Source organism: Pseudoroseomonas sp. WGS1072 (genome assembly GCF_049340465.1).
Classification (GTDB): Bacteria; Pseudomonadota; Alphaproteobacteria; order Acetobacterales; family Acetobacteraceae; genus Pseudoroseomonas.
Map to the genome: position 1 here is coordinate 3,773,507 of NZ_JBMPSU010000001.1, position 20,924 is coordinate 3,794,430.

The following is a 20,924-nucleotide window of genomic DNA, read 5'->3' on the forward strand; positions in this document are numbered from 1 at the left end:
CGGCGGTGATCCGCCCCGACGCCGCGCGCGGCACCTCCCCCCTGCCCCGCTCACGGCCGGCCGGCGGGACGCTCCCCCTGGTGGAGCGCGTCGCCCGGCGGCGCGAGGCCTCGGCCGCGCTCCGGGCCGCGCGGCCTTCCAAGCTCGATCTGCCCTATGCCGCGACGGCGGAGTGCCGATGGGATCTCTTCCCAGCCATCGAGCCTTCCGCGCCCTGCCTGGTGCTGCTGAACGGCGGCGGCTGGGAGGCCGACGGGCGGCCGCAGGCCGGCGCGGTGGCACATGGCGTGATGGCCCATGGCTGGTCGGCCGCCCTGCCCGGCCACACGCCGGCGCCCCAGGCCAGCCTGGCGCGCATCGTGCGGCAGGGACAGCGGGCGCTGGACTGGCTGATGGCACAGGGCCCGCAGCACGGCATCTCGGGGCCGGTGCTGGTGTGCGGCTGGGGCTCCGGCGCGCATCTGGCGGCGCTGCTGCTCGAACATCCGCGCGTGGTGGCGGGCCTCGGCCTCTCCGGCCTCTATGACCTGACGGCGATGGGCGACCCGCGGCTGGAAGAGACGCTGCAACTGGACGGGCTGGAAATGGCCGTGCTGTCGCCGCAGCACCGGCCGGTGGTCCGCAAGCCCTTCGCCATCGCCTACGGCGAGGAGGAGCCGGCGGCGGCGCGGCGGCAGTCGCGCGCCTTCCATGCCCGGCGGCGGGCGGAGGGCGGGGTCGGCCCGCTGCTCGCCCTGCCGGGCACCGATCAGGAAGGGCTGCTCGACAGCCTCTGCGCCCCGGACGGGCTGCTCTGCCACACCGCCCAGGTGCTGATCGAGGAAAGCGCGCGTTGAGGCGCCGCCCGCCTCAGCCGCGCGTGCCGGCCTCGGCGCTCTTGCGCTCGATCAGCTCGATCTTGTAGCCGTCCGGGTCCTCCACGAAGGCGATCACGGTGGTGCCGAACTTCACCGGCCCCGGCTCGCGCGTGATGCGGGCGCCGGCGGCGCGGAGGGCTTCGCAGGTTGCATAAACATCGGGCACGCCAATGGCCAAATGGCCAAAAGCGTTGCCCAACTCATAGTTATTAACGCCGTAGTTGTAGGTCAGCTCGATCACGCCGGCGCCGCTGCTCTCCGGCGCATAGCCCACGAAGACCAGCGTGTACTTGCCCTCCGGCACGTCGTTGCGGCGCAACTCCTTCATGCCCAGCAGGCGGGTGTAGAAATCGACGCTGCGCTCCAGGTCGCCGACACGGATCATGGTGTGCAGGAAGCTGCTCATGCGCGGATGTCCTTCAGGGTTGCGGCGCGGTCCAGATGGGATCGTTGACATCGATCGCCAACAGGAAAAGTCCGGCGGCGTCGGCGGCGGAGACGGTTTCGGCGCGGTCCACCACGATGGTGCCATTGGCCTCGATGGCGATGCCGCGCAGGCCGGCGGCGGCGGCGGCGGCGACGGTGGAGGGGCCGATGGTCGGCAGGTCGATCCGCCGGTCCTGGCCCGGCTTGAGGATCTTGACCAGGACCCCGGCCTCCCCCTCGCGCCGCAAGGCCCCGGCCCGAGCCAGCATGGCGTCGGTGCCCTCGATGGCCTCGACCGCCAGCACCAGACCCTGCTGCACGACGCAGCCCTGGCCGACATCGACGGCACCCAGGGCGCGGACCACGGCGATCCCGCGGCGGATATCCCGGCGCGCCACCTCATCCGGCTGCACGTGGGTGAGCACCGCCGGTTCCGGCACCAGCAGGGCGCCGAGCACGCTTTGCGCCGCCATGGGCCGGAACCCCTCCTCCACCAGGACCTGAAGCACGGCGCGCAGCAGGGAATCATCCCCGCTGAAGGCCCGCATGCCGATCCGGGGCAGCAGGCGGGCGGCACCGGAATCGGGGCGCAGGGAAAGCAGGCTCGGGCGCGTCACCTGCCCCGCCAGCACCAGATCGCGCACCCCGGCGGCCCTCAGCCAGTCCAGCATGCGCCCGGCGGCCCCCAGGCGGCAGACGATATGCGGATAGGTCGCGTAGTCGTCCGGCCGGGCGAAGCCCTCCAGCACCACGACATGCGGCGGGCGCCCCGCCGCGGCGGCGGAAGCCGCGGCGCGCTGCGGCATCTGGCCGCCGCCCACGATCATGCCGATCGGCCCCTGGCCCGGCGCCATCAGCGGTGACGGGGCCGCGAGGCCCGCCGGCACGCCTTCGTTCATCCGGCCGGCCATCGGCTCAATTGGCCTCGCTGTCCTCATCCTCCAGCAGCTCGCGCCCGGCCCGGCACAGGCCGCGACGGCTGTCGGCCCGGATGAAGGCCAGGATCTCGCGCACCGCCGGCTCCGCGCCGAAGGCCTTCTCGGTGGCCGCGACACGGTCCTGGAAGACGCCCGCCGTGCGGAACAGGCTGCGATAGGCGGCGCGCAGCGTATGGATCTGCGACCGCTGGAAGCCGCGCCGCTTCAGCCCGATCAGGTTCAGCCCGGTCAGCCGCGCGCGGTTGCCCAGAACGGCACCGAAGGGGATCACGTCCGCCTCGACGCCGCTCATGCCGCCGATCACCACCTGCCGCCCGATGCGGACGAACTGGTGGATCGCCACGCCGCCGCCGACGAACACCGTGTCGGCGATCTGCACATGGCCGCCGAGCATGACGTTGTTGGCCAGGATGACGTGGTGATCCAGCGTGCAGTCATGACCGACATGGGCGGTGCACATGATGAGGCAGTCGGCACCCACGGTGGTCACGCCATGGCCGCCGACGCTGCCGCGGTGGATGGTGGCATGCTCGCGGATCAACGTCCGCGGCCCGATGACGACGCGGGTCGGCTCGCCCTTGTACTTCAGGTCCTGCGGGGCCAGCCCGATGGTGGCGAAGGGGCTGACCTGCACGCCGTCGCCGATCTCGGCATGGCCCTCGACCACGACATTCGAGGCCAGCACGACCCCTTCGCCCAGCACCGCATCGGCGCCAACCAGGCACCAGGGCCCGATGCGGCAGCCCGGCCCGATGCTGGCGCCTTCCGCGACGAGGGCGGTGGGGTGGATTTCGGCTGCCGGATCGATCCGGCCGGTTTTCTGCAACACGCGATCGAGCATCCCGCTCAATGGTCCATGATCATGGCGGCATAGCTCGCCTCGGCCACCGCGACACCGTCCACACGGGCCACGGCCTTGAACTTCCAGACCGCGCCGCGCTGGCGCTCCTTGACGATGTGGATGCGGAGCTGATCCCCCGGGCCAACGGGGCGGCGGAACTTGGCGTTCTCGACGCTCATGAAGTAGACGATCTTGCCATGCGCGCTTGGGCCCAGCGTCTCCACCACGAGGACAGCGGCGGTCTGCGCCATCGCCTCGATGATCAGCACCCCCGGCATGACCGGATGACTGGGGAAATGGCCCTGGAAGAATGGCTCGTTGATCGTCACGTTCTTGATGCCGATGGCGCTCTCGCCCAGCACCATGTCCACCATGCGGTCGACCAGCAGGAAGGGATAGCGGTGCGGGATGGCCCGCATGATGCGGGCGATGTCGCAGCTTTCCATCACGGTCCGCGCCTCACCGTCACCAGGGACGCCCTGTTCCCGGGCCGCCTGTTCTTGCTGGTCCATGCCGATCAGTCCGTTGTCCCGGCCGCGATCCGCGGCCCCTTCTGTTCTGCCAAAAGCCAAAATCGCGGGATGGCGTCGCCATCCCGGTCACTCCGAGTCTCCTGGAAACCTGACGGCGGGCACGCCCCCGCCGCACGTCTCAACTCCCCTCGGCGTCCTTCCGTTTCCGGGCGCCGAGCTTCCGCAGATACAGGGCGGCCCGCAAGGCATCCTTGACCGGCATGGCCGGCGATCCCGTCACGTCCTGTCCGGCGGGGATGTCGCTTTGCACCCCGGCCTGGGCGCCGATGCGGGCCTTGCTGCCAATCTTCAGATGCCCGGTCAAGCCGGCCTGGCCGGCGATGGTGACATAGTCGCCCAGCCGCGTGGAGCCGGAGATGCCCACCTGGGCGACGATCACGCAGCCCCGCCCGGTCACGACGTTGTGTCCGATCTGCACCAGGTTGTCGAGCCGCGTACCGCGCCCCAGCACGGTGTCGCCCATGGCGCCGCGATCGACGCAGGCATTGGCGCCGATCTCCACCTCATCCTCCAGGACCACGCGGCCCAGCTGCGGGATGGTCACGAAGCGGCCCTCGGGCGTCGGCGTGAAGCCGAAGCCCTCCTGGCCGACCCGCGCGCCCTGGTGCAGGGTCACCCGATCCCCCGCCAGGCAATAGTAGGCGCTGGCATGAGCGCCGATGCGCCCGCCCGCGCCGAAGACACAGCCCGGCCCGATCACCGCATGCGGACCGACCACGCAGCCCGGCCCGAGCCGGGCGCCGGCACCGATCACGGCATAGGGGCCGACCTCGCACCCCTCCTCCAGCACCGCATCGGCCGCCACGCTTGCGGTCGGGTGGATCCCGGGGGCCGGGGCGGGGCGGGGATGGAACAGCGCCGCGATTCGGGCGAAGGCCAGATGCGGCGCCGGGGTGACAAGAGCCACCATGCCCGCGGGCACGGCGCCGGCGAGATCCTGGGGCAGGATCACCGCCCCCGCCCCGCTCGCCCGCAGGGCATCCAGGTGGCGGCGGCCGTCCAGGAAGGTGACATCCCGCGGCCCCGCCTCGGCGAGCGGCGCGACCCCCTGGAACAGGCGCCCGCCATCGCCCTCGAACCGCAGACCCGCGACCTCCGCCAGCCGCGACAGCGGCTGGGGCCCCGTTGCCGGGTGGAAGCGCGGATCCGCCGTCACGCGGTCAGTTCCGGCGCTGCGGCTGGCCCTGGCGGGCCGCGGGCGTGGAGGCCGGGGTCGGCTCCTCCGGCGCGATATTGACGCTCTTGATGACCTTGTTGAGCTGGGCCGACACCTCGCCGGTCAGATCGAAGGGCGGCTCGTTGAAGATCACCAGCGGGCGCGGCAGCACCAGGTTGACCTTGCGGCTGGCCGAGACCTGCCGGATGACGATGGCCAGCGCCTGCTCGATCTCCTGCAGGCTCTGCTGCGCCGCCTGCTCGATGTTGCGGCTGCGGTCGCGGAAGACGCGCTGCGCGTCCGTCACCCTCTCCTGCAGGTCACGCTCCTTGTTGCGCAGTTCCTCGGGCGAGAGCGTGCTGCGCTGATTGGCGAGCTGCTGCTGCTCCTCACGCCAGCGGTTCTGCTCGCGCTGCAGATCGTCGTTCAGCTTCTGCCGCCGCTTCTCGATCTCCTCCCGCACCTGGTTGAAGGCGGTCGAGTTGCGCTGCACCTCCGGCACATCGACGATGCCGATGACGGCGGCCGGCGGCGGCTCGCCCGGAGGCAGCGGCGCGGGATTGGCCTGCACAGCGCGCGGCGGCTGCGCTGGGCGCTGCTGCGGCGGACGTTGCTGCTGCTGCGGCTGCGCCTGGGCCGGGCGCTGTTGCTGCTGCTGGTTGGGAACGAACCACTCCTGCTGCTGCTGCGCCACGGCCGAGCCGCCGGCCATCAGGCTCGAGGAGAACAGGACCGCGGCCAGCGCCGAGGATGCGCGTCGCGCCATGGTGGAAACTCCGTGGAAACTCAGAAGCGCGTCCCGAAGCCGAAGCGGAAGACCTGCGTCTCGTCGTAGGACTTCTTCACCACGGCCTGGGCCACGTCGATGTTGATCAGCCCGAAGGGGCTGCGCCAGGAAATGCCGACGCCGGCGCCGACGCGGGGCGCGGAATCGTCGACGATGTTGGGGGCGGAGTCGATGCCGGTCAGCGCGCCGACATCGACGAAAGCCCGGCCGATCAGGCCCAGCTCGGAGGGCACGGGCAGCGGGAAGCGCATCTCCGTGCTCTGCGTCCACATGGTGCGGCCGCCGAGCGAATCGCGCGTGTTGATGTCGCGCGGGCCGACGCCCGCGACGGAGAAGCCGCGCAGGTTCTCGCCGCCCAGGAAGAAGCGGTCGATGATGCGCTCATCCTTGCCGCCATAGCTGGCCATGCCGGCGACGCCGCCGGACACCGCCAGGACATAGTCGGGATCGCCCAGCAGCCGCTCGAAGGGGATGTAATAGGTGCCGTCCAGGCGGCCGCGGACGTAGTTCACGTCGCCGCCAAGGCCGGCGAGATCGGTCGCGAGGCGGACAACGTAGCCGCTGCGCGGATCGAGGCGGGAGTCGCGCGTGTCATAGGTCAGCGTCTGGCTGATCTGCGACAGCCAGGTGACGCCCCGCTGCTCCTGGATGTAGATCGAGGCGTCATCGTTCACGTTGAAGACGTTGCGGCGCGACAGGGTATAGGCCCAGGACTGGCGCAGCCGCTCATTGAACTCGTAGCCGGCGCGCACGCTGAAGCCGGCGCGGCGCTCCTCATAGCCCGAATAGTCGGTCAGATCGCGCTGGATGAAGAAGACATCCCCGCCGACCGAGAGGTTGCGGTCCAGGAAGGACGGGTCGGTGACCGAGAGGTCGACCTGGCTGCGGCGCTGGGCGATGGTGGTGTTGATCCGTGCGTCGATGCCGGTGCCCATCAGGTTGCGCTCGCGCAACCCGACATCGGCCAGCGCGCCGGCATCCGTCGAATAGCCGCCGCCCAGCGAGATCTCGCCGGTGGCGCGCTCGGCGATCCTGGTGTCGAGAACCACCCGGTCCTGTCCGGAGGGGACGGGGGTGATGGTGACGGCCGAGAAGTAGCCCAGATCCTGGATGCGCTGGCGCGAGCGCCGGACCTGCGCGGCGTTGAAGGCGTCGCCCTCGGCGAGGCGCATCTCGCGGCGGATCACGCGGTCCTGGGTGCGGGTGTTGCCGGTGATGTCGATCCGCTCGACATAGGCCCGCTGCCCCTCGGTGACGTCGAACACCACGTCGATGGTGTTGGCGGCACGGTCGCGGGTGATCCGGGGCTCGACGTCGACGAAAGGCGCGCCGGCCAGGTTGGCCTCGTCGATCAGCGTCTGCTGCATGCGCTCGACGGCGCTGCCGTCGTACCAGTCGCCGGAATAGATCTCCAGCACGCGCTGCAGCCGCTCGGCGGTCACGTTGCGCAGGCTGGACTGGATCTCCACCTTGCCGAAGCGGTAGCGCGGCCCCTCGGTCAGGGTGAAGGTGACGAAGAAGCCGCTGCGGTCGGGCGCGAGCTCGGCGGCGGCGCCGGTGACGTTCACGTCGGCATAGCCCTGCCGCTCGTAGTAGCGGCGCAGCAATTCGCGATCGAAGTTCAGCCGCTCCGGCTCATAGGTGTCGGAGGATGAGAAGGGCCGGTACCAGGCCGCTTCGCGCGAGGAGACGACTTCCTTCAGACGGCTGTCCGAAAAGGATTCGTTGCCGACGAAGTTGATGCGGCTGATCAGGGCCACATCGCCCTCGGTGATCTCGAAGACCACATCGACGCGGTTCTGGTCCCGCTCGATGATCTTCGGCTCGACCCGGGCGGCGAAACGGCCCCGGCGCGCATAGAGGTCGAGCAGCTTCTGCCGGTCGGCCTGGGCGGCGGCGGGGGTGAAGACGGCGCGCGGCCGCAGCTGGATCTCGCCGCGCAGCGTGTCGTCGGAGAGCTTGCTGTTCCCCTCGAAGGCCACCTGATTGACGCTCGGATTCTCCTGAACCCGCACGATCATGCGGCCCCCCTCGCGGCTGATCTGCACGTCGCGGAACAGGCCGGTGGCGAAGAGGGTGCGCAGGCTGCGATCCTGGCGCTCGCCGTCGAAGGCATCGCCCGGCTGCAGCAGCATATAGGAGCGGATCGTGTCCGCCTCGATGCGCTGATTGCCCTGGATCTCGATCTGGCTGATCACGCCGCCAGCGGGCTGGGCCGCGGGCGGACCGGGCCGGCGTGGCTGGGCCATGGCCGTCGGCGGCAGCAGGGCGGGCACCAGGCAGGTGGCGGCAAGCAGAAGAGCGCGGGTAGCGTTCAAAGGTCGAATCCGGAGCCGGTGGATGGGAGCCCATGGAAAGGCCCCCGGATAGGCGAAGGGAAAACAACCGAAAACAAGGCGTCTCGGGCGGCGGGAGACTAGCGGGGAAAACCGTGGCCCGCCACCCCCGCCTGATCGGTTGCCATGATCCGGCCCGCCGCCGCTCGCGCGGGGGTTGAATATCCCGCCAGGCGCGCCGCTAGCCGCCCAGGCTGCTGACCCAGCGGACCACGCCCATCCCCGAGAGGTCGTTCCAGGTGGCGAAGATGAACAACGCGATCAGCAGGGCGAATCCGGCGCGGAAGCCGTACTCGATGGCGCGCGGCGGCAGAGGCCGGCCGCGGATCGCCTCGGCGGCGTAGAACAGCAGATGGCCGCCATCCAGCATGGGGATCGGGAAGAGGTTGATCAGCGCCAGGTTCACCGACAGCACGGCCATGAAGGAGATCAGGCTGGGCAGGCCCAGCTCGGCCACCTGACCGGAGAGCTGGGCGATGCGCAGGGGGCCGCCCAACTCCTCCGTGCCGCGCTGGCCCGCGATCATCTGCCAGAGCCCCGCCAGGGTCTGCACCGTCACGTCCCAGGTCTGGGTCACGCCGGCCGCCATGGCGCTGAACGGGTTCAGGCGGCGGAACTCCGCCGCCCCGCCCGAGACACCGAGCATCCCGACACTGGCGCCATTCACCTCCCGCGGTTCCGGGATGGCGGTCAGGGTGCGCTCCTCGTCCCCACGCTGGATTCGCACCGCCACCGGCTGCCCCGGGCGCGGTTGGATGTGGCGCTGCAACTCCTCGAAGCGGCGCACCGGCGCGCCGTCCAGGCTGAGGATGCGGTCGCCCGGCAGGAGGCCGGCCCGCTCGGCGGCGCTGCCGGCGACCACCGTGCCCACGATGGCGCTGGGCTGCGGCTGCCCGACCGTCATGTAGAGGCCACCGAACAGCACGGCGGCGAGCAGGAAGTTGGCCACGGGCCCGGCGGCGACGACGATCGCCCGGTCCTTCACCGGCTTGTCGTGGAAGGTGCGGCCGGGCTTCCATCCGGCGCGCTGCTCCGGCGTCGCGTCGTCCGGCCCTTCCTGCCCGTGCAGCTTCACGAAGCCGCCGAGCGGCAGCCAGGAGACCCGCCACTCCGTGCCGTGACGGTCGGTCCAGCTGCGGATGCGCCTGCCGAAGCCGACCGAGAAGACCTCCACATGCACCCCGCGCCAGCGGGCGGCCAGGTAGTGGCCGAGCTCATGGATGAAGACGAGCACGCCCAGCACCACGATGAAGGCGAGGATCGAGCGCAGCGGCTCAGGCAGGAAGTCCAAGGTCACGTCTCCAGCCCGCGGCAAGCTCCGGCGGGCGTCTGTTCAGGCGGCGCGTCGGGCCGCACGCGCCAGGGCATCCTGCCGCGCCAGCCCGTCCAGCGCCAGCACGGCATCGAGATCCGGTGTCTGCGGCGCGCCCAGCGCCTCCAGCGCCTCCTCGACCACCACGGCGATGTCGAGGAAGCCGAGCCGGCGCTGCAGGAAAAGGCCGACGGCGACCTCGTTCGCGGCATTCAGAATGGTGGTGGCCCCCGCCCCCGCCCGCAAGGCCTCGCGCGCCAGGCGCAGGCAGGGGAAGCGCCCGGGGTCGGGCGGGAAGAAATCGAGCCGTGCCAGCGCCGCCAGGTCCAGCCGGGGCACCTCCACCGCCATGCGCTCCGGCCAGGCCAGGGCATGGGCGATCGGTGTCCGCATGTCCGGCGTGCCGAGCTGGGCCAGCAGCGAGCCGTCCGTGTACTGCACCAGGCCGTGCACCGCCGATTGCGGATGCACCAGCACCTCGATGCGCGGCTCCGGGATGGGGAAGAGCCGCGCCGCCTCGATCAGCTCGAGGCCCTTGTTCATCATGCTGGCGGAATCGACGCTGATCTTGGCGCCCATCGACCAGACCGGGTGCCGGACCGCCTGCTCCGGCGTGACCCGCGCCATCTGCTCCGGCGCCATCTCGCGGAAGGGGCCGCCCGAGGCGGTCAGGATGATCTTCTCCACCGCGCCGGGCCGGGCGGCGTCGAAGGCCTGGAAGATCGCGTTGTGCTCCGAATCCACCGGCAGCAGCGTGGCGCCGGCCTGCCGCGCGGCGGCCAGCACCAGCTCGCCGGCACAGACCAGTGCCTCCTTGTTGGCCAGGGCCAGGGTGCCGCCGCGCCGCAGCGCCGCCAGGGCCGGCTGCAGTCCGGCGGCGCCCACGATGGCCGCCATGGTCCAGTCGGCCGGCAGGGAGGCGGCGGCCGCCACGGCGGCGGGGCCGCAGTCATGCGCGATGCCGCTGCCCTTCAGGCGCTCGGCCAGTTCGGCGCCAGAGGCCGGATCGGCCAGCACGGCCAGGCGTGGGCGCAGCCGCAGGGCCTGCTCCGCCAGGCCGGCGGCATCACGGCCGGCGACCAGGGCGGTGACGGTGAAGCGGCCCGGCGCGGCGGCATCGAGCAGGGCGACGGTGCTGCGCCCCACCGAGCCCGTGCTGCCCAGGATGGTGACGCTGCGCGGGCTCATCGCCACAGCGGCACGCCATAGCCGACCCCGAAGGCCAGCAGGGCGGCGACCGGCGCCGCGGCCAGCAACCCGTCCAGCCGGTCGAGCAGCCCGCCATGCCCAGGGATCAGCATCGAGGAATCCTTCACCTTGAAGCGGCGCTTCACCGCGCTTTCCAGCAGGTCGCCCAACTGGGTCGCGACGCCGAGCAGGGCGGCCACGGCCAGCACCTTGACGGCATCCGGATTGCCCGGCGCCAGCCAGTCGGCCGCCAGCCAGCCGACCGCCATCGACGAGGCCAGCCCGCCGGCGGCGCCGGACCAGGTCTTGCCGGGCGAGATCGCCGGGGCGAGCTTCGGCCCCCCGAGAAGCCGGCCGACGAGATAGGCGCCGATGTCGCTCGCCCAGACCACCAGGAAGAGGAAGAAGACATTGCCGCGCCCGGCCTCGTTGTCGTGCCGCAGCTCGATCAGCGCGATGCCGGCCAGGCCGATATACAGGACACCCAGCGCCAGCCAGCTCGCCGGCGGCGGCGGCCCCGTCCGGCGGCGCAGCCGCGGCGCCGTCAGCCAGACCGCCAGGGAGCCGAGGACGAGCACCGCCAGGGCCAGGTGGCTGAACTGGAACACCGCCAGCGCGCAGGCGAGAAAGACCACCGCCGGCACCGCCATGCCGGGCCAGAGATGGCTCCGCAATCCGCAGAGCCGCACCCATTCCCAGGTGAGCACCGCCACCGCGATGGTCATCAGCCCGGTCCAGGCCAGCGCGCCGAGCCAGATGCAGAGCAGGGCCCCGGGGCCGAGCACCAGGGCCGAGAGGGCGCGCTTGCGCAGGTCGCGCCACCGCTTCGCCGCGGCGGGACTTTCCGGCGTCATGCCTCAGCCGGCGCCGACGCCGAAGCGGCGGTTGCGGCTGCGATACTCCGCCAGGGCCTGTTGCAGATGCGGGGCGTCGAAATCCGGCCAGAGCACGTCGAGGAACACGAACTCGGCATAGGCCGCCTGCCAGAGCAGGAAGTTGGACAGGCGCTGCTCGCCCGAGGTGCGGATGATCAGGTCGGGGTCCGGCATGTCGCGCGTCGCCAGATGCCGCGCCAGGGCCCCCTCGTCCACCTGGTCCGGATCGAGCCGCCCGGCGGCGACCTCGCGCGCCAGGGCGCGGGCGGCGGCGGCGATTTCCGCCCGGGCGCCGTAGGAGAGCGCGACCGTGAGGTTGAGGCGGGTATTGTGCGCCGTCGCGGCCTCGGCCGCCTCGATCGCTGAGACCGTCTCCGGCCCGAAGCGGTCACGCTCGCCGATGACCCGAAGGCGCACGCCATTCTTCGCCAGCGATCCCACTTCCCGCCGCAGATAGACGCGCAGCAGGCCGGTGAGGTCGCGCACCTCGTCGGCCGAGCGGCGCCAGTTCTCCGAGGAGAAGGCGAAGAGCGTCAGCCAGGGGATGCCGGCATCGGCCGTGGCCTGGATGGCCCGGCGCACCGCGTCCACCCCGGCCTTGTGGCCGATCGCGCGCGGCAGGCCGCGGGCCTTCGCCCAGCGGCGGTTGCCGTCCATGATCAGGCCGATATGCAGCGGGCCCTGCTGAGGCTCCGCCGGCACCGGCAGCGCCGCCAGGGCGACGCCGGCATTGAGGGGCGCGGCGCTCATTCTGCTGGTCAGACCGCCTTGATGTCCTTTTCCTTCTCGGCGAGCAGCTCATCGACCTTCTTGATGTTCAGGTCGGTCAGCTTCTGCACCTCGTCGGACCAGGTCTTGGCGTCATCCTTGCCGATCTCGGACTTCTTCTCCCAGCCCTTGATCTGTTCCATGCCATCGCGGCGGACGCCCCGCACGGCCACCTTGGCGGCCTCGGCGTACTTCGCCGCCTGCTTGGCGAGATCGTTGCGGCGCTCCTGGCTCAGCGGCGGCAGCGGCACGCGGATGGTCTGGCCCTCGGCCTGGGGGTTGAGGCCGAGGCCCGAGTCACGAATGGCGATCTCGACCGCCTTCACCGCCGAACGGTCCCAGACCTGGACGGACAACATGCTCGGCCCCGAGACCGAGACATTCGCCACCTGGGCCAGCGGCTGGTTGGCGCCATAGACCTCGACCCGGATCGGCTCCAGCAGCGCCGGGGAGGCGCGGCCGGTGCGCAGGCCGGAGAACTCCTTGCGCAGCGACTCCAGGGCACCCTCCATGCGGCGGGTCAGATCCTGCTTCAGCGTGTTCAGATCGGCAGGTGCGGCCATGGCCAGTGCCTCCTTCTCTCTGCTCTTATTGGTCCACCACCGTGGTGAAGCGGCCCTCGCCCTGCATCACGGCGGTGAAGGCGCCCGGCTCGTGGATGTTGAAGACGACGATCGGCAGCTTGTTCTCGCGCGCCAGGCTGATGGCCGCGGCATCCATCACCGCGAGATCGCGCGCCAGCATGTCGAGATAGGTCAGGGTGGTGTAGCGCTCGGCCTGCGGATTCTTGCGCGGATCGGCGGAATAGACCCCGTCCACCTGCGTGCCCTTCAGCAGCGCCTGGCAGCCCATCTCGGCGGCGCGGAGGGCGGCGGCGGTGTCGGTCGTGAAGAAGGGATTGCCGGTGCCGGCGGCGAAGATCACTACCCGCCCCTTCTCCATGTGCCGCTCGGCGCGGCGGCGGATGAAGGGCTCGCAGACGCTGCTCATCGGAATCGCCGACTGCACCCGCGTCGGCACGCCGATCTTCTCCAGCGCGTTCTGCATGGCCAGGGCGTTCATCACGGTGGCCAGCATGCCCATGCTATCAGCCTGGGTGCGGTCCATGCCGGAGGAGGCGCCGGCGACGCCCCGGAAGATATTGCCGCCGCCCACCACGACGCAGACCTCGACGCCGAGATCGACCACGTCCTTGATGTCGTCGGCGATCGCCCGGACGGTGCCGGTGTCCAGCCCGTAATCCCGCTCTCCCATCAGAGCCTCACCCGACAGCTTGAGGAGGACGCGCTTGTAGGTCGGGGCGGACATGGGTCTGGTTCCGGGCACAAGAGTCATGAAGGGGCGCGGCACGATAGGCAGCCGCCACTCCCGCAGCAAGGCCATGAACCGGCCCGGTGGAGGTACAGCCTTTAAAATCAGACAATATGACGCGAATAAGACGAGGCGCGGGAGGGCGAACCCTCCCGCCCTTCACATTTCAGCCAGCGGTCCCGGCAGCGGCGGCGACCTCGGCGGCGAAGTCGCTGCTTTCCTTCTCGATGCCCTCGCCGAGCTGGAAGCGGGCGAAGCCCGTCAGCTTGGCGCCGGCCTTCTGGACGATGGACTTCACGCGGCTCTCGCCATCATGCACCCAGACCTGCTCCAGCAGCACCACTTCCTCGTAGTACTTGCGGACCCGGCCCTCGACCATCTTCTCGATGATGTTGTCGGGCTTGCCGGAGGCGCGCGCCTGCTCGGTCAGCACCGCCTTCTCTCGCTCCAGCGCCGAGGGATCGACCGCCGAGACGTCGAGCGCATCCGGGCGGGCGGCCGCGACATGCATGCCGATCTGGCGACCCAGCGTCTCCAGCGCCTCCAGCTCGGAGGCGGCCTCCAGCGCCACGACCACGCCGATCTTGCCCAGGCCCGGCTTCACCGCCGAGTGGACATAGGTCGCCACCGTGCCCGAGGGCACCGTCAGGCGCCGGGCGCGGCGGATGGACATGTTCTCGCCGATGGTGGCGATCAGCCGGGTCAGCTCGTCCTGCACCGAATGGGTGGTGCCGGGATAGGTCGCCGCCTTGAGCTGCTCGACATCCTCGCCCACCGAGAGGACCAGCCCGGCCACCTCGGCGACGAAGTTCTGGAACATCTCGTTGCGCGCCACGAAGTCGGTCTCGGCATTGACCTCGACCATGCCCGCCACCTGCGGGCCCGTCGCGGTGCCGATCAGCCCCTCGGCGGCCACGCGGCCGGACTTCTTCGCCGCGGCGGCGAGGCCCTTCTTGCGCAGCCAGTCGATGGCCGCCTCGGCGTCGCCGTTGTTCTCGACCAGGGCCTTCTTGCAGTCCATCATGCCCGCGCCGGTCTTCTCGCGCAGGTCGCGGACCATCAGGGCCGTCACTTCAGCCATATCACTCGCTCCTGTCGGACGGATCGATCAGTCAGGCCTGCGGCGCGACCGGAGCATCGGGACCGCCCACGGCGGCCTCGGCCTCCGCCACGGCGGCACCCTCGACGCCCTCGACCACCGGCAGCTCCTCGGCACCCAGGTCCTCGGACGCGCCGAGATCGACGCCGGAGGCCTGCAGCTCGGCGCTGATGCCGTCGAAGACGGCGCCGGCGACCAGGTCGCAATACAGGTTGATGGCGCGGATGGCGTCGTCATTGCCCGGGATCGGGAAGGCCACGCCCTCGGGATCGGCGTTGGAGTCGACCACGGCCACGACGGGGATGCCGAGCTTGTTGGCCTCCTCGATCGCCAGCTTCTCCTTCACCACGTCGATGACGAAGATGATGTCCGGCAGGCCGCCCATCTCGCGGATGCCGCCCAGCGCGCGGTCGAGCTTCTCGCGCTCGCGGGTCAGCATCAGGACCTCCTTCTTGGTCAGGCCCTGGGTGTTGCCGGCGAGCTGCTCGTCCATCTGCTTCAGGCGCTTGATGGAGCCGGTGATGGTCTTCCAGTTGGTCAGCATGCCGCCGAGCCAGCGGTGGTTGACGTAGTACTGGCCGCAGCGGGTCGCCGCGTCCGCCACATACTCCGCCGCCGCCTTCTTGGTGCCGACGAAGAGCACGCGGCCGCCGCCCGCCACCACGTCGCGGATCGTGCGCAGCGCGCGGTCCAGCATCGGCACGGTCTGCTGCAGGTCCAGGATATGCACCTGGTTGCGCACGCCGAAGATGTAGGGCGCCATGCGCGGGTTCCAGCGGCGGGTGTGGTGGCCGAAATGGACACCGGCCTCGAGCAGCTGGCGCAGGGAAACTTCTGGCATCGCCATGGTGGCGGTCCTTCCTTCAGGTCACGTCCGGTTGAGCCTCCGCGGCGCTTCGCCCCTTTCGGGGACCGGACCCTGTCACCTGCCGGTGGAAGGGCGCGCCGCGTGCGGATTTGCCGGCGCGGGGACGTCCCGCGCCGGCGGGGGCGATATAGGCGGATGGGCCGCCGCTGGCAAGAAATCCCTGGTCCGCGGGCGCCAGCGGATAGCGGCGTCAGGCCGGCAGCACCTCGACGCCGGGGACCACCTTCATCGCCTGGGCCAGGCGGGGCGAGACGTTCCAGTGCCCCGGCAGGGCGACCTCGACCTCCTGCGCCGGGCCCAGGCGCGGCACCAGCACGACGCGGCCCCGGCCGGGCCCCTCCTTCTCCAGCATGGCGCGGATCGGCGCCACGGCCTCGGCCGCCTCGATCCTGAGGCGCAGCATCTGCCCCACCCCCGCCGCCGCCTTATCCAGGGATTCGAGGCCCTGGGCGGTCAGGCGCAGCGTCTCGCCCTCCATGCGCGCCTCGGCGGTGACCAGAAGGGCGTTGCCCTCGGAGAGCAGCGCCCGGTTCTTCAGCAGCACCTCGGAGAAGAGCGTCACCTCGGTGCTGCCGCTGGCATCCGAGAGGCGCAGCCAGGCCATGCGACTGCCGGTCCGGGTGGTGCGCTCCTTGCTGTTGACCACGGTGCCGGCGATCCTGAGGACCCCCGCCCCCGCCTCGGCGCGCTGCTGCAGCTGGGCGATCGGCACGGCGCGCAGCTTCCTCAGCACATCCCGGTAGGTGTCGAGCGGATGGGCCGAGAGGTGGAAGCCGACCGCCTCGGCCTCCTGGCTGAGCCGTTCCAGCTCCGGCCAGTCCTGCACCTCCGGCAGGCGCAGCGGCTCGGGCCGGGAGTCGCCGCCGCCGAACAGGCCGATCTGGCTCGAGACCCGCTCCTCGGCGCTGGCCTGGGCGCGGCGCAGGATGACCTCGGCGCTGGCCGCCATCCGCGCCCGGTTCTTCTCCAGACTGTCGAAGGCGCCGGCCCGCGCCAGATTCTCCAGCTGCATCTTGTTGAGCAGCTTGGGATCGACCCGGCCGGCGAACTCCGCCACCGAGGCGAAGGACCCCCGGGCGTCGCGCGCCCGCACCAGATCCCGCATCGCCTGCAGCCCGACGCGCTTGACGGCGGCGAGCGCGAAGCGGATCGCCTGCCCGCCATCCTCCCGGCGCTCGACGCGGAACTCGGCCGCCGAGCGGTTCACGTCCGGCGGCAGCACGGGGATGCCGAGCCGCGAGGCCTCCTGCATGTGGTTGGCGAGCTTCTCGGTCTTGTCCATGTCGAGCGTCATGGAGGCGGCCAGGAAGGCGACCGGATAATTCGCCTTCAGCCATGCGGTCTGGTAGGCGACCAGCGCATAGGCGGCCGCGTGCGACTTGTTGAAGCCGTATTCCGCGAACTTCTCCATCAGGTCGAAGATCTCGCCGGCCTTGCCTTCCGGCACGCCGTTCCGCACCGCGCCCTCGACGAAGATCCTGCGCTGGGCCTCCATCTCGGAGCGGATCTTCTTGCCCATGGCGCGGCGCAGCAGGTCGGCGCCGCCCAGCGAATAGCCGGCCACGTCCTGGCTGATCTGCATGACCTGCTCCTGATAGACCAGGATGCCGTAAGTCTCCTCCACCAGATGGCGCATGGAGGGGTGCACCGGCTCCCAGGGCTCGCCATGCTTGCGGGCGCAGTAGGCCGGGATATTGGCCATCGGGCCCGGCCGATAGAGCGAGACGGCGGCGATCAGGTCCTCGAAGCGGTCGGGGCGCATCATGCGGAGGCAGTCGCGCATGCCCTGGCCCTCGAACTGGAACACGCCGGCGGAATCGCCCCGCGCCAGCATCTCGTAGGTCTTCCGGTCGTCGAGCGGGATCTTCGCGAGGTCGATCGTCTCGCCCTCCTCGCGCAGGATCCCCACCGCGCGCTCGAGCACCGTCAGCGTCTTGAGGCCGAGGAAGTCGAACTTCACCAGGCTCGCATTCTCGACGTACTTCATCGAGTACTGCGTCACCAGCATGTCCGACCGCGGATCGCGGTAGAGCGCCACGGTGTCGATCAGCGGCTTGCGCCCGATGACGACGCCCGCCGCGTGGGTGGAGGCGTTGCGGTACAGCCCCTCCAGCACCAGGGCGGTCTCCATCAGACGGGCGACCGTCTCGTCCGCCTCGCGCATCTCCTGCAGGCGCGGCTCGCCGTCGATGGCCTGCTGCAGCGTCACCGGCTTGGCCGGGTTGAAGGGGATCAGCTCGGCGATCTTGTTGACCTGCCCGTAGGGCATGCCCATGACCCGGCCGACATCCCGCACCACCGCCTTGGCCTGCAACCGGCCGAAGGTGATGATCTGCGCCACCCGGTCCTCGCCATACTCGCGGCGGACGTACTGGATCACCTCGTCGCGGCGGTCCTGGCAGAAGTCGATGTCGAAATCCGGCATCGAGACGCGCTCGGGGTTCAGGAAGCGCTCGAAGAGCAGGCCGAAGCGCAGCGGGTCGAGGTCGGTGATCAGCAGCGCCCAGGCGGCCACCGAGCCGGCGCCCGAGCCACGCCCCGGCCCGACCGGAATGTCGTTCTGCTTGGCCCACTGGATGAAGTCGGCGACGATCAGGAAGTACCCCGAGAAGCCCATCTTCTCGATGACGTCGAGCTCGAAGTTCAGCCGCTCGCGATAGGCGGCGCGGTCCTTCTCCCCCGGCGGCGTGCCCTGCGCATCGAGCCGCACCTCCAGGCCGCGCCGCGCCATGTCGCGCACCGTCTCGGCCTCGGTCATGCCGGGCTGGACCTTGGGGCAGACCGGCAGCTCGGGCTTGCGCGTCTCCGCCATGACCGTGCAGCGCCGCGCGATCGCTAGGGTGTTGTCGCAGGCCTCGGGCAGGTCGCGGAACAGGGCCCGCATCGCCTCGGCGGACTTGAAGTGATGCTCCGGCGTCACGCGGCGGCGGTCCGTCTCGGCCAGGGTGCGCCCCTCGGCGATGCAGAGCAGCGCGTCATGCGCCTCGTACATCTCGGGCCGGGCGAAGTAGATGTCGTTGGCGGCGGCGACCGGCAGGTCCGCGGCATCGGCGAGCGCCAGCAGGGCGGGGTCGAGAACGCGCTCGATCTCCAGCCCGTGGCGCGTCATCTCCACCACCAGGCGGTCGTCCGTGAAGCTCTCCCGCAGGGCATGCAGCAGCCGCAGCGCCGCGTCCCGCCGCCCTTCCTGCAGGAGGCGGCCCAGCGGACCGGTGGTGCTGGGCCCGGTGAGCAGGATGACGCCCGCGGCATGCTGCTTCAGCAGCTCGAGCGTGACCGCCGGCCGGCCGCTGGGATCGTCGCGCAGGAAGCCCTGGGAGGAGAGCCGCTGCACGTTCTCCAGCCCTTCCGCGTTCATGGCCAGCGCCACCACCGGATCGGGCGGCAGGCGCAGCACCTCGGGCCGCTCGTCCGCCGCGCCGCGCGAGAGGAAGAGCTGGCAGCCCATGATGGGCTGCACGCCCTTGCCCGAGCAGGCCTTGGCGAATTCCAGCGCGCCGAACATGTTGGCGGTGTCGGTCAGCGCCAGGGCCGGCATGTCCTGTGCCCTGGCCAGCTCGGCCAGCTTCTCCGTCTTGATCGCCCCCTCGGCGAGGGAATAGGCGGAGTGGGCGTGGAGATGGACGAAGCTGGCGGTCATCCCGGCAGTTTAGCAGAAGCCGCCGCCGAAGGCAGGCCGCGCCGCGGAGTCGGCGCGGTCAGGCCACCACCACCTGTCCGTCCCGCAAGGTGACCACCCGGTCCATCCGCGCCGCCAGCTCGGGATTGTGCGTCGCGATCAGCGCCGCCAGCCCGGCGCCCCGCACCGCCGCCAGAAGCTGCGCGAAGACCTGCTCGGCGGTGGCGACATCGAGGTTGCCGGTGGGTTCATCGGCCAGCAGCAGGCCGGGCCGGTTGGCCAGGGCCCGGGCGATGGCCACGCGCTGCTGCTCGCCGCCCGAGAGGCGACCGGGCCGGTGCGCCTCCCGCCCTTCCAGCCCGAAGCCCGCCAGCAGCTCGCGCGCCCGGCGGGCGGCCTCCTTCTCGCCGGTCCCGATCGCCATCTGCGGCAGCACGACATTCTCCAGCGCGGTGAATTCCGGCAGCAGGTGGTGGAACTGGTAGACGAAGCCGATGGCCCGGCCGCGCAGCGCGCTGCGCGCGTCGTCGGACAGGGTGCCGGCCGGCCGGCCGCCGATCACCACCTCCCCCGCATCGGGCCGCTCCAGCAGCCCGGCCAGGTGCAGCAGGGTGGACTTGCCGGTGCCCGAGGGCGCGACCAGGGCGACGATCTCCCCCGCATGCAGGGTCAGCTCGGCGCCGCGCAGCACGGGCAGCTCACCCGCCTCGGTGCGGAAGCGGCGCTCGACGCGCTCGAGGCGCAGGCGGACCTCACTCATTGCGCAGGGCCTCCACCGGATCGGTGCGCGCGGCGCGCCAGGACGGGTAGAGCGTCGCCAGCAGCGACAGGCCGAGGCCCATCAGCACCACCTGCGCCACCTCATGCGGGTTCACCACCGCCGGCAGCCGGGTCAGGAAATAGACCTCCGGGCTGAACAGCTGCGTGCCGGTCAGCGCCTGCAGCGCCTGGCGGATGCTCTCGATGTTCAGGCAGAAGACCAGGCCGAGGGCGAAGCCGATGCCGGTGCCGAGCACGCCGATCGAGGTGCCGCAGATCAGGAAGACCCGCATCACCGCGCCGCGCGTCGCGCCCATGGTGCGCAGGATGGCGATATCCCGTCCCTTATCCTTCACCAGCATGATCAGCGAGGAGACGATGTTGAAGGCGGCGACGATGATGATCAGCGTCAGGATCAGGAACATCACGTTGCGCTCGACCTGGACGGCGGCGAAGAAGCTGCTGTTGCTGGCCTGCCAGTCCAGCACCCGCACCGGGCGGGGCGAGAGCGCGTCGACGATCTCCCGGCTCGCCTGCCGTACCCGGTCGGGGTCGCGCACGAAGACCTCGATCTGCGAGGCGGCGTCGCGCATCTGGAAGTAGATCTGGGCCGCCGGCAGAGGCAGGAAGACATAGGACGAATCGTATTCGTTCATCCCCGCCTCGAACATCGCCACCACCGTATAGGCCCGCAGTCGCGGCACGGTGCCGATGACGGTGGTGCGGCCCTGCGGCGAGACCAGCGTGACCCTGTCGCCGATGCCGACCCCGAGCTTCTGCGCCAGCCGGGTGCCGATCAGGATGGCGTCCTCGCCCTGGAAGGCCTCCAGGCTGCCGGCGCGGATATTGCCGGCGAGCAGCGGCCGGGCGCGCAGGTCCTCGGGCCGGATGCCGCGCGCCAGGCCACCGGTGGCGCCGCCGGCCTCGCTGGTCAGCAGCACCTGCCCCTCGACGATGGGCGCGGCGGAATCGATGCCGGCGAGCTGGCGGATGCGCGCGGTGATGTCGTCGTAGTCGCGCAGGCCGCCCGGCCCGGCGGCATAGACCCCGAGATGCCCGTTCAGCCCGAGGATGCGGCCCAGCAGTTCCTGCCGGAAGCCGTTCATCACGCTCATCACGATGATCAGCGTGGCGACGCCGAGCGCGATGCCGACCAGGGAGAAGGTGGCGATCACCGAGACGAAGCGCTCGCCCTTGCGCGCCCGCAGATAGCGGAACGCGACCTTGCGCTCGAAGGCTCCGAACACGTGG

The 20,924-nt window shown here is 70.9% G+C and carries 19 protein-coding genes; 1 reads left to right on the forward strand and 18 read right to left on the reverse strand.

Annotated elements, in window-relative coordinates; translation table 11 throughout:
- Positions 1-5 precede the first annotated feature (5 nt).
- Positions 6-836 carry an alpha/beta hydrolase gene (locus tag ACF3NH_RS17725; RefSeq protein WP_422924567.1) on the forward strand — a complete coding sequence of 277 codons (831 nt, stop codon included), beginning with the start codon at positions 6-8 and terminating at the stop codon, positions 834-836.
- A gap of 13 nt (positions 837-849) precedes the next feature.
- Here ACF3NH_RS17725 and gloA read toward each other — a convergent pair whose 3' ends face one another.
- From gloA to ACF3NH_RS17815, 18 genes are all read right to left on the reverse strand, one after another.
- Positions 850-1,263, reverse strand: a complete 414-nt coding sequence (gene gloA / locus ACF3NH_RS17730) for a lactoylglutathione lyase (protein WP_198364619.1) — start codon at positions 1,261-1,263, stop codon at positions 850-852.
- 13 nt (positions 1,264-1,276) lie between these two features.
- Positions 1,277-2,137: an LpxI family protein gene (locus ACF3NH_RS17735; protein WP_198365000.1), complete on the reverse strand. Its 861-nt coding sequence runs from the start codon at positions 2,135-2,137 to the stop codon at positions 1,277-1,279.
- Between the two features lie 61 nt (positions 2,138-2,198).
- Positions 2,199-3,062: an acyl-ACP--UDP-N-acetylglucosamine O-acyltransferase gene (gene lpxA, locus ACF3NH_RS17740; RefSeq protein ID WP_422924570.1), complete on the reverse strand. Its 864-nt coding sequence runs from the start codon at positions 3,060-3,062 to the stop codon at positions 2,199-2,201.
- Positions 3,063-3,067: 5 nt separating this feature from the next.
- Positions 3,068-3,574, reverse strand: a complete 507-nt coding sequence (gene fabZ / locus ACF3NH_RS17745; protein ID WP_370591908.1) for a 3-hydroxyacyl-ACP dehydratase FabZ — start codon at positions 3,572-3,574, stop codon at positions 3,068-3,070.
- Positions 3,575-3,713: 139 nt separating this feature from the next.
- The gene (gene lpxD / locus ACF3NH_RS17750; protein ID WP_198364617.1) at positions 3,714-4,751 is read right to left on the reverse strand and encodes a UDP-3-O-(3-hydroxymyristoyl)glucosamine N-acyltransferase; all 1,038 of its coding nucleotides are present in this window, start codon (positions 4,749-4,751) and stop codon (positions 3,714-3,716) included.
- Between the two features lie 4 nt (positions 4,752-4,755).
- Positions 4,756-5,517, reverse strand: coding sequence for an OmpH/Skp family outer membrane protein (locus ACF3NH_RS17755; protein ID WP_422924573.1), 762 nt, complete (start codon positions 5,515-5,517; stop codon positions 4,756-4,758).
- A 20-nt stretch (positions 5,518-5,537) separates the two neighbouring features.
- A complete protein-coding gene (bamA, locus tag ACF3NH_RS17760; RefSeq protein ID WP_422924575.1) occupies positions 5,538-7,856 on the reverse strand; it encodes an outer membrane protein assembly factor BamA in 2,319 nt (772 codons plus the stop codon).
- Positions 7,857-8,055: 199 nt separating this feature from the next.
- Positions 8,056-9,165, reverse strand: a complete 1,110-nt coding sequence (gene rseP, locus ACF3NH_RS17765) for an RIP metalloprotease RseP (RefSeq protein WP_370591907.1) — start codon at positions 9,163-9,165, stop codon at positions 8,056-8,058.
- A 42-nt stretch (positions 9,166-9,207) separates the two neighbouring features.
- Complete coding sequence (gene dxr / locus ACF3NH_RS17770) at positions 9,208-10,374, reverse strand: 1-deoxy-D-xylulose-5-phosphate reductoisomerase (protein ID WP_422924840.1); 1,167 nt, start codon at positions 10,372-10,374, stop codon at positions 9,208-9,210.
- Entirely contained in the window at positions 10,371-11,228 is an 858-nt protein-coding gene (locus ACF3NH_RS17775; RefSeq protein ID WP_198364613.1) for a phosphatidate cytidylyltransferase, read from the reverse strand. The genes dxr and ACF3NH_RS17775 overlap by 4 nt, the downstream gene beginning before the upstream one ends.
- Positions 11,229-11,231: 3 nt before the next feature.
- Positions 11,232-11,999, reverse strand: coding sequence for an isoprenyl transferase (locus tag ACF3NH_RS17780; RefSeq protein ID WP_422924577.1), 768 nt, complete (start codon positions 11,997-11,999; stop codon positions 11,232-11,234).
- An 8-nt stretch (positions 12,000-12,007) separates the two neighbouring features.
- Positions 12,008-12,580, reverse strand: a complete 573-nt coding sequence (gene frr / locus ACF3NH_RS17785) for a ribosome recycling factor (RefSeq protein ID WP_198364611.1) — start codon at positions 12,578-12,580, stop codon at positions 12,008-12,010.
- A gap of 25 nt (positions 12,581-12,605) precedes the next feature.
- Entirely contained in the window at positions 12,606-13,325 is a 720-nt protein-coding gene (gene pyrH / locus ACF3NH_RS17790) for a UMP kinase (RefSeq protein ID WP_422924580.1), read from the reverse strand.
- Between the two features lie 169 nt (positions 13,326-13,494).
- Complete coding sequence (tsf, locus tag ACF3NH_RS17795; RefSeq protein WP_198364609.1) at positions 13,495-14,409, reverse strand: translation elongation factor Ts; 915 nt, start codon at positions 14,407-14,409, stop codon at positions 13,495-13,497.
- 31 nt (positions 14,410-14,440) lie between these two features.
- Positions 14,441-15,274 (reverse strand): 30S ribosomal protein S2, encoded by an 834-nt coding sequence (gene rpsB, locus ACF3NH_RS17800; RefSeq protein WP_198364608.1) that lies wholly within the window; start codon positions 15,272-15,274, stop codon positions 14,441-14,443.
- Between the two features lie 211 nt (positions 15,275-15,485).
- Positions 15,486-18,935, reverse strand: a complete 3,450-nt coding sequence (dnaE, locus tag ACF3NH_RS17805; protein WP_422924583.1) for a DNA polymerase III subunit alpha — start codon at positions 18,933-18,935, stop codon at positions 15,486-15,488.
- A gap of 58 nt (positions 18,936-18,993) precedes the next feature.
- Positions 18,994-19,674, reverse strand: a complete 681-nt coding sequence (locus ACF3NH_RS17810; RefSeq protein WP_422924585.1) for an ABC transporter ATP-binding protein — start codon at positions 19,672-19,674, stop codon at positions 18,994-18,996.
- Entirely contained in the window at positions 19,667-20,920 is a 1,254-nt protein-coding gene (locus tag ACF3NH_RS17815; protein WP_198364605.1) for a lipoprotein-releasing ABC transporter permease subunit, read from the reverse strand. The genes ACF3NH_RS17810 and ACF3NH_RS17815 overlap by 8 nt, the downstream gene beginning before the upstream one ends.
- Positions 20,921-20,924 lie beyond the last annotated feature (4 nt).

Coding starts and splice junctions, on each gene's coding strand:
- tsf (WP_198364609.1), bottom strand. CDS start 14,409: ATGGCTGAAGTGACGGCCCTGATGGTCCGCGACCTGCGCGAGAAGACC.
- ACF3NH_RS17810 (WP_422924585.1), bottom strand. CDS start 19,674: ATGAGTGAGGTCCGCCTGCGCCTCGAGCGCGTCGAGCGCCGCTTCCGC.
- ACF3NH_RS17775 (WP_198364613.1), bottom strand. CDS start 11,228: ATGACGCCGGAAAGTCCCGCCGCGGCGAAGCGGTGGCGCGACCTGCGC.
- ACF3NH_RS17735 (WP_198365000.1), bottom strand. CDS start 2,137: ATGGCGCCGGGCCAGGGGCCGATCGGCATGATCGTGGGCGGCGGCCAG.
- rpsB (WP_198364608.1), bottom strand. CDS start 15,274: ATGGCGATGCCAGAAGTTTCCCTGCGCCAGCTGCTCGAGGCCGGTGTC.
- pyrH (WP_422924580.1), bottom strand. CDS start 13,325: ATGTCCGCCCCGACCTACAAGCGCGTCCTCCTCAAGCTGTCGGGTGAG.
- dnaE (WP_422924583.1), bottom strand. CDS start 18,935: ATGACCGCCAGCTTCGTCCATCTCCACGCCCACTCCGCCTATTCCCTC.
- dxr (WP_422924840.1), bottom strand. CDS start 10,374: ATGAGCCCGCGCAGCGTCACCATCCTGGGCAGCACGGGCTCGGTGGGG.
- lpxA (WP_422924570.1), bottom strand. CDS start 3,062: ATGCTCGATCGCGTGTTGCAGAAAACCGGCCGGATCGATCCGGCAGCC.
- frr (WP_198364611.1), bottom strand. CDS start 12,580: ATGGCCGCACCTGCCGATCTGAACACGCTGAAGCAGGATCTGACCCGC.
- gloA (WP_198364619.1), bottom strand. CDS start 1,263: ATGAGCAGCTTCCTGCACACCATGATCCGTGTCGGCGACCTGGAGCGC.
- fabZ (WP_370591908.1), bottom strand. CDS start 3,574: ATGGACCAGCAAGAACAGGCGGCCCGGGAACAGGGCGTCCCTGGTGAC.
- ACF3NH_RS17755 (WP_422924573.1), bottom strand. CDS start 5,517: ATGGCGCGACGCGCATCCTCGGCGCTGGCCGCGGTCCTGTTCTCCTCG.
- ACF3NH_RS17780 (WP_422924577.1), bottom strand. CDS start 11,999: ATGAGCGCCGCGCCCCTCAATGCCGGCGTCGCCCTGGCGGCGCTGCCG.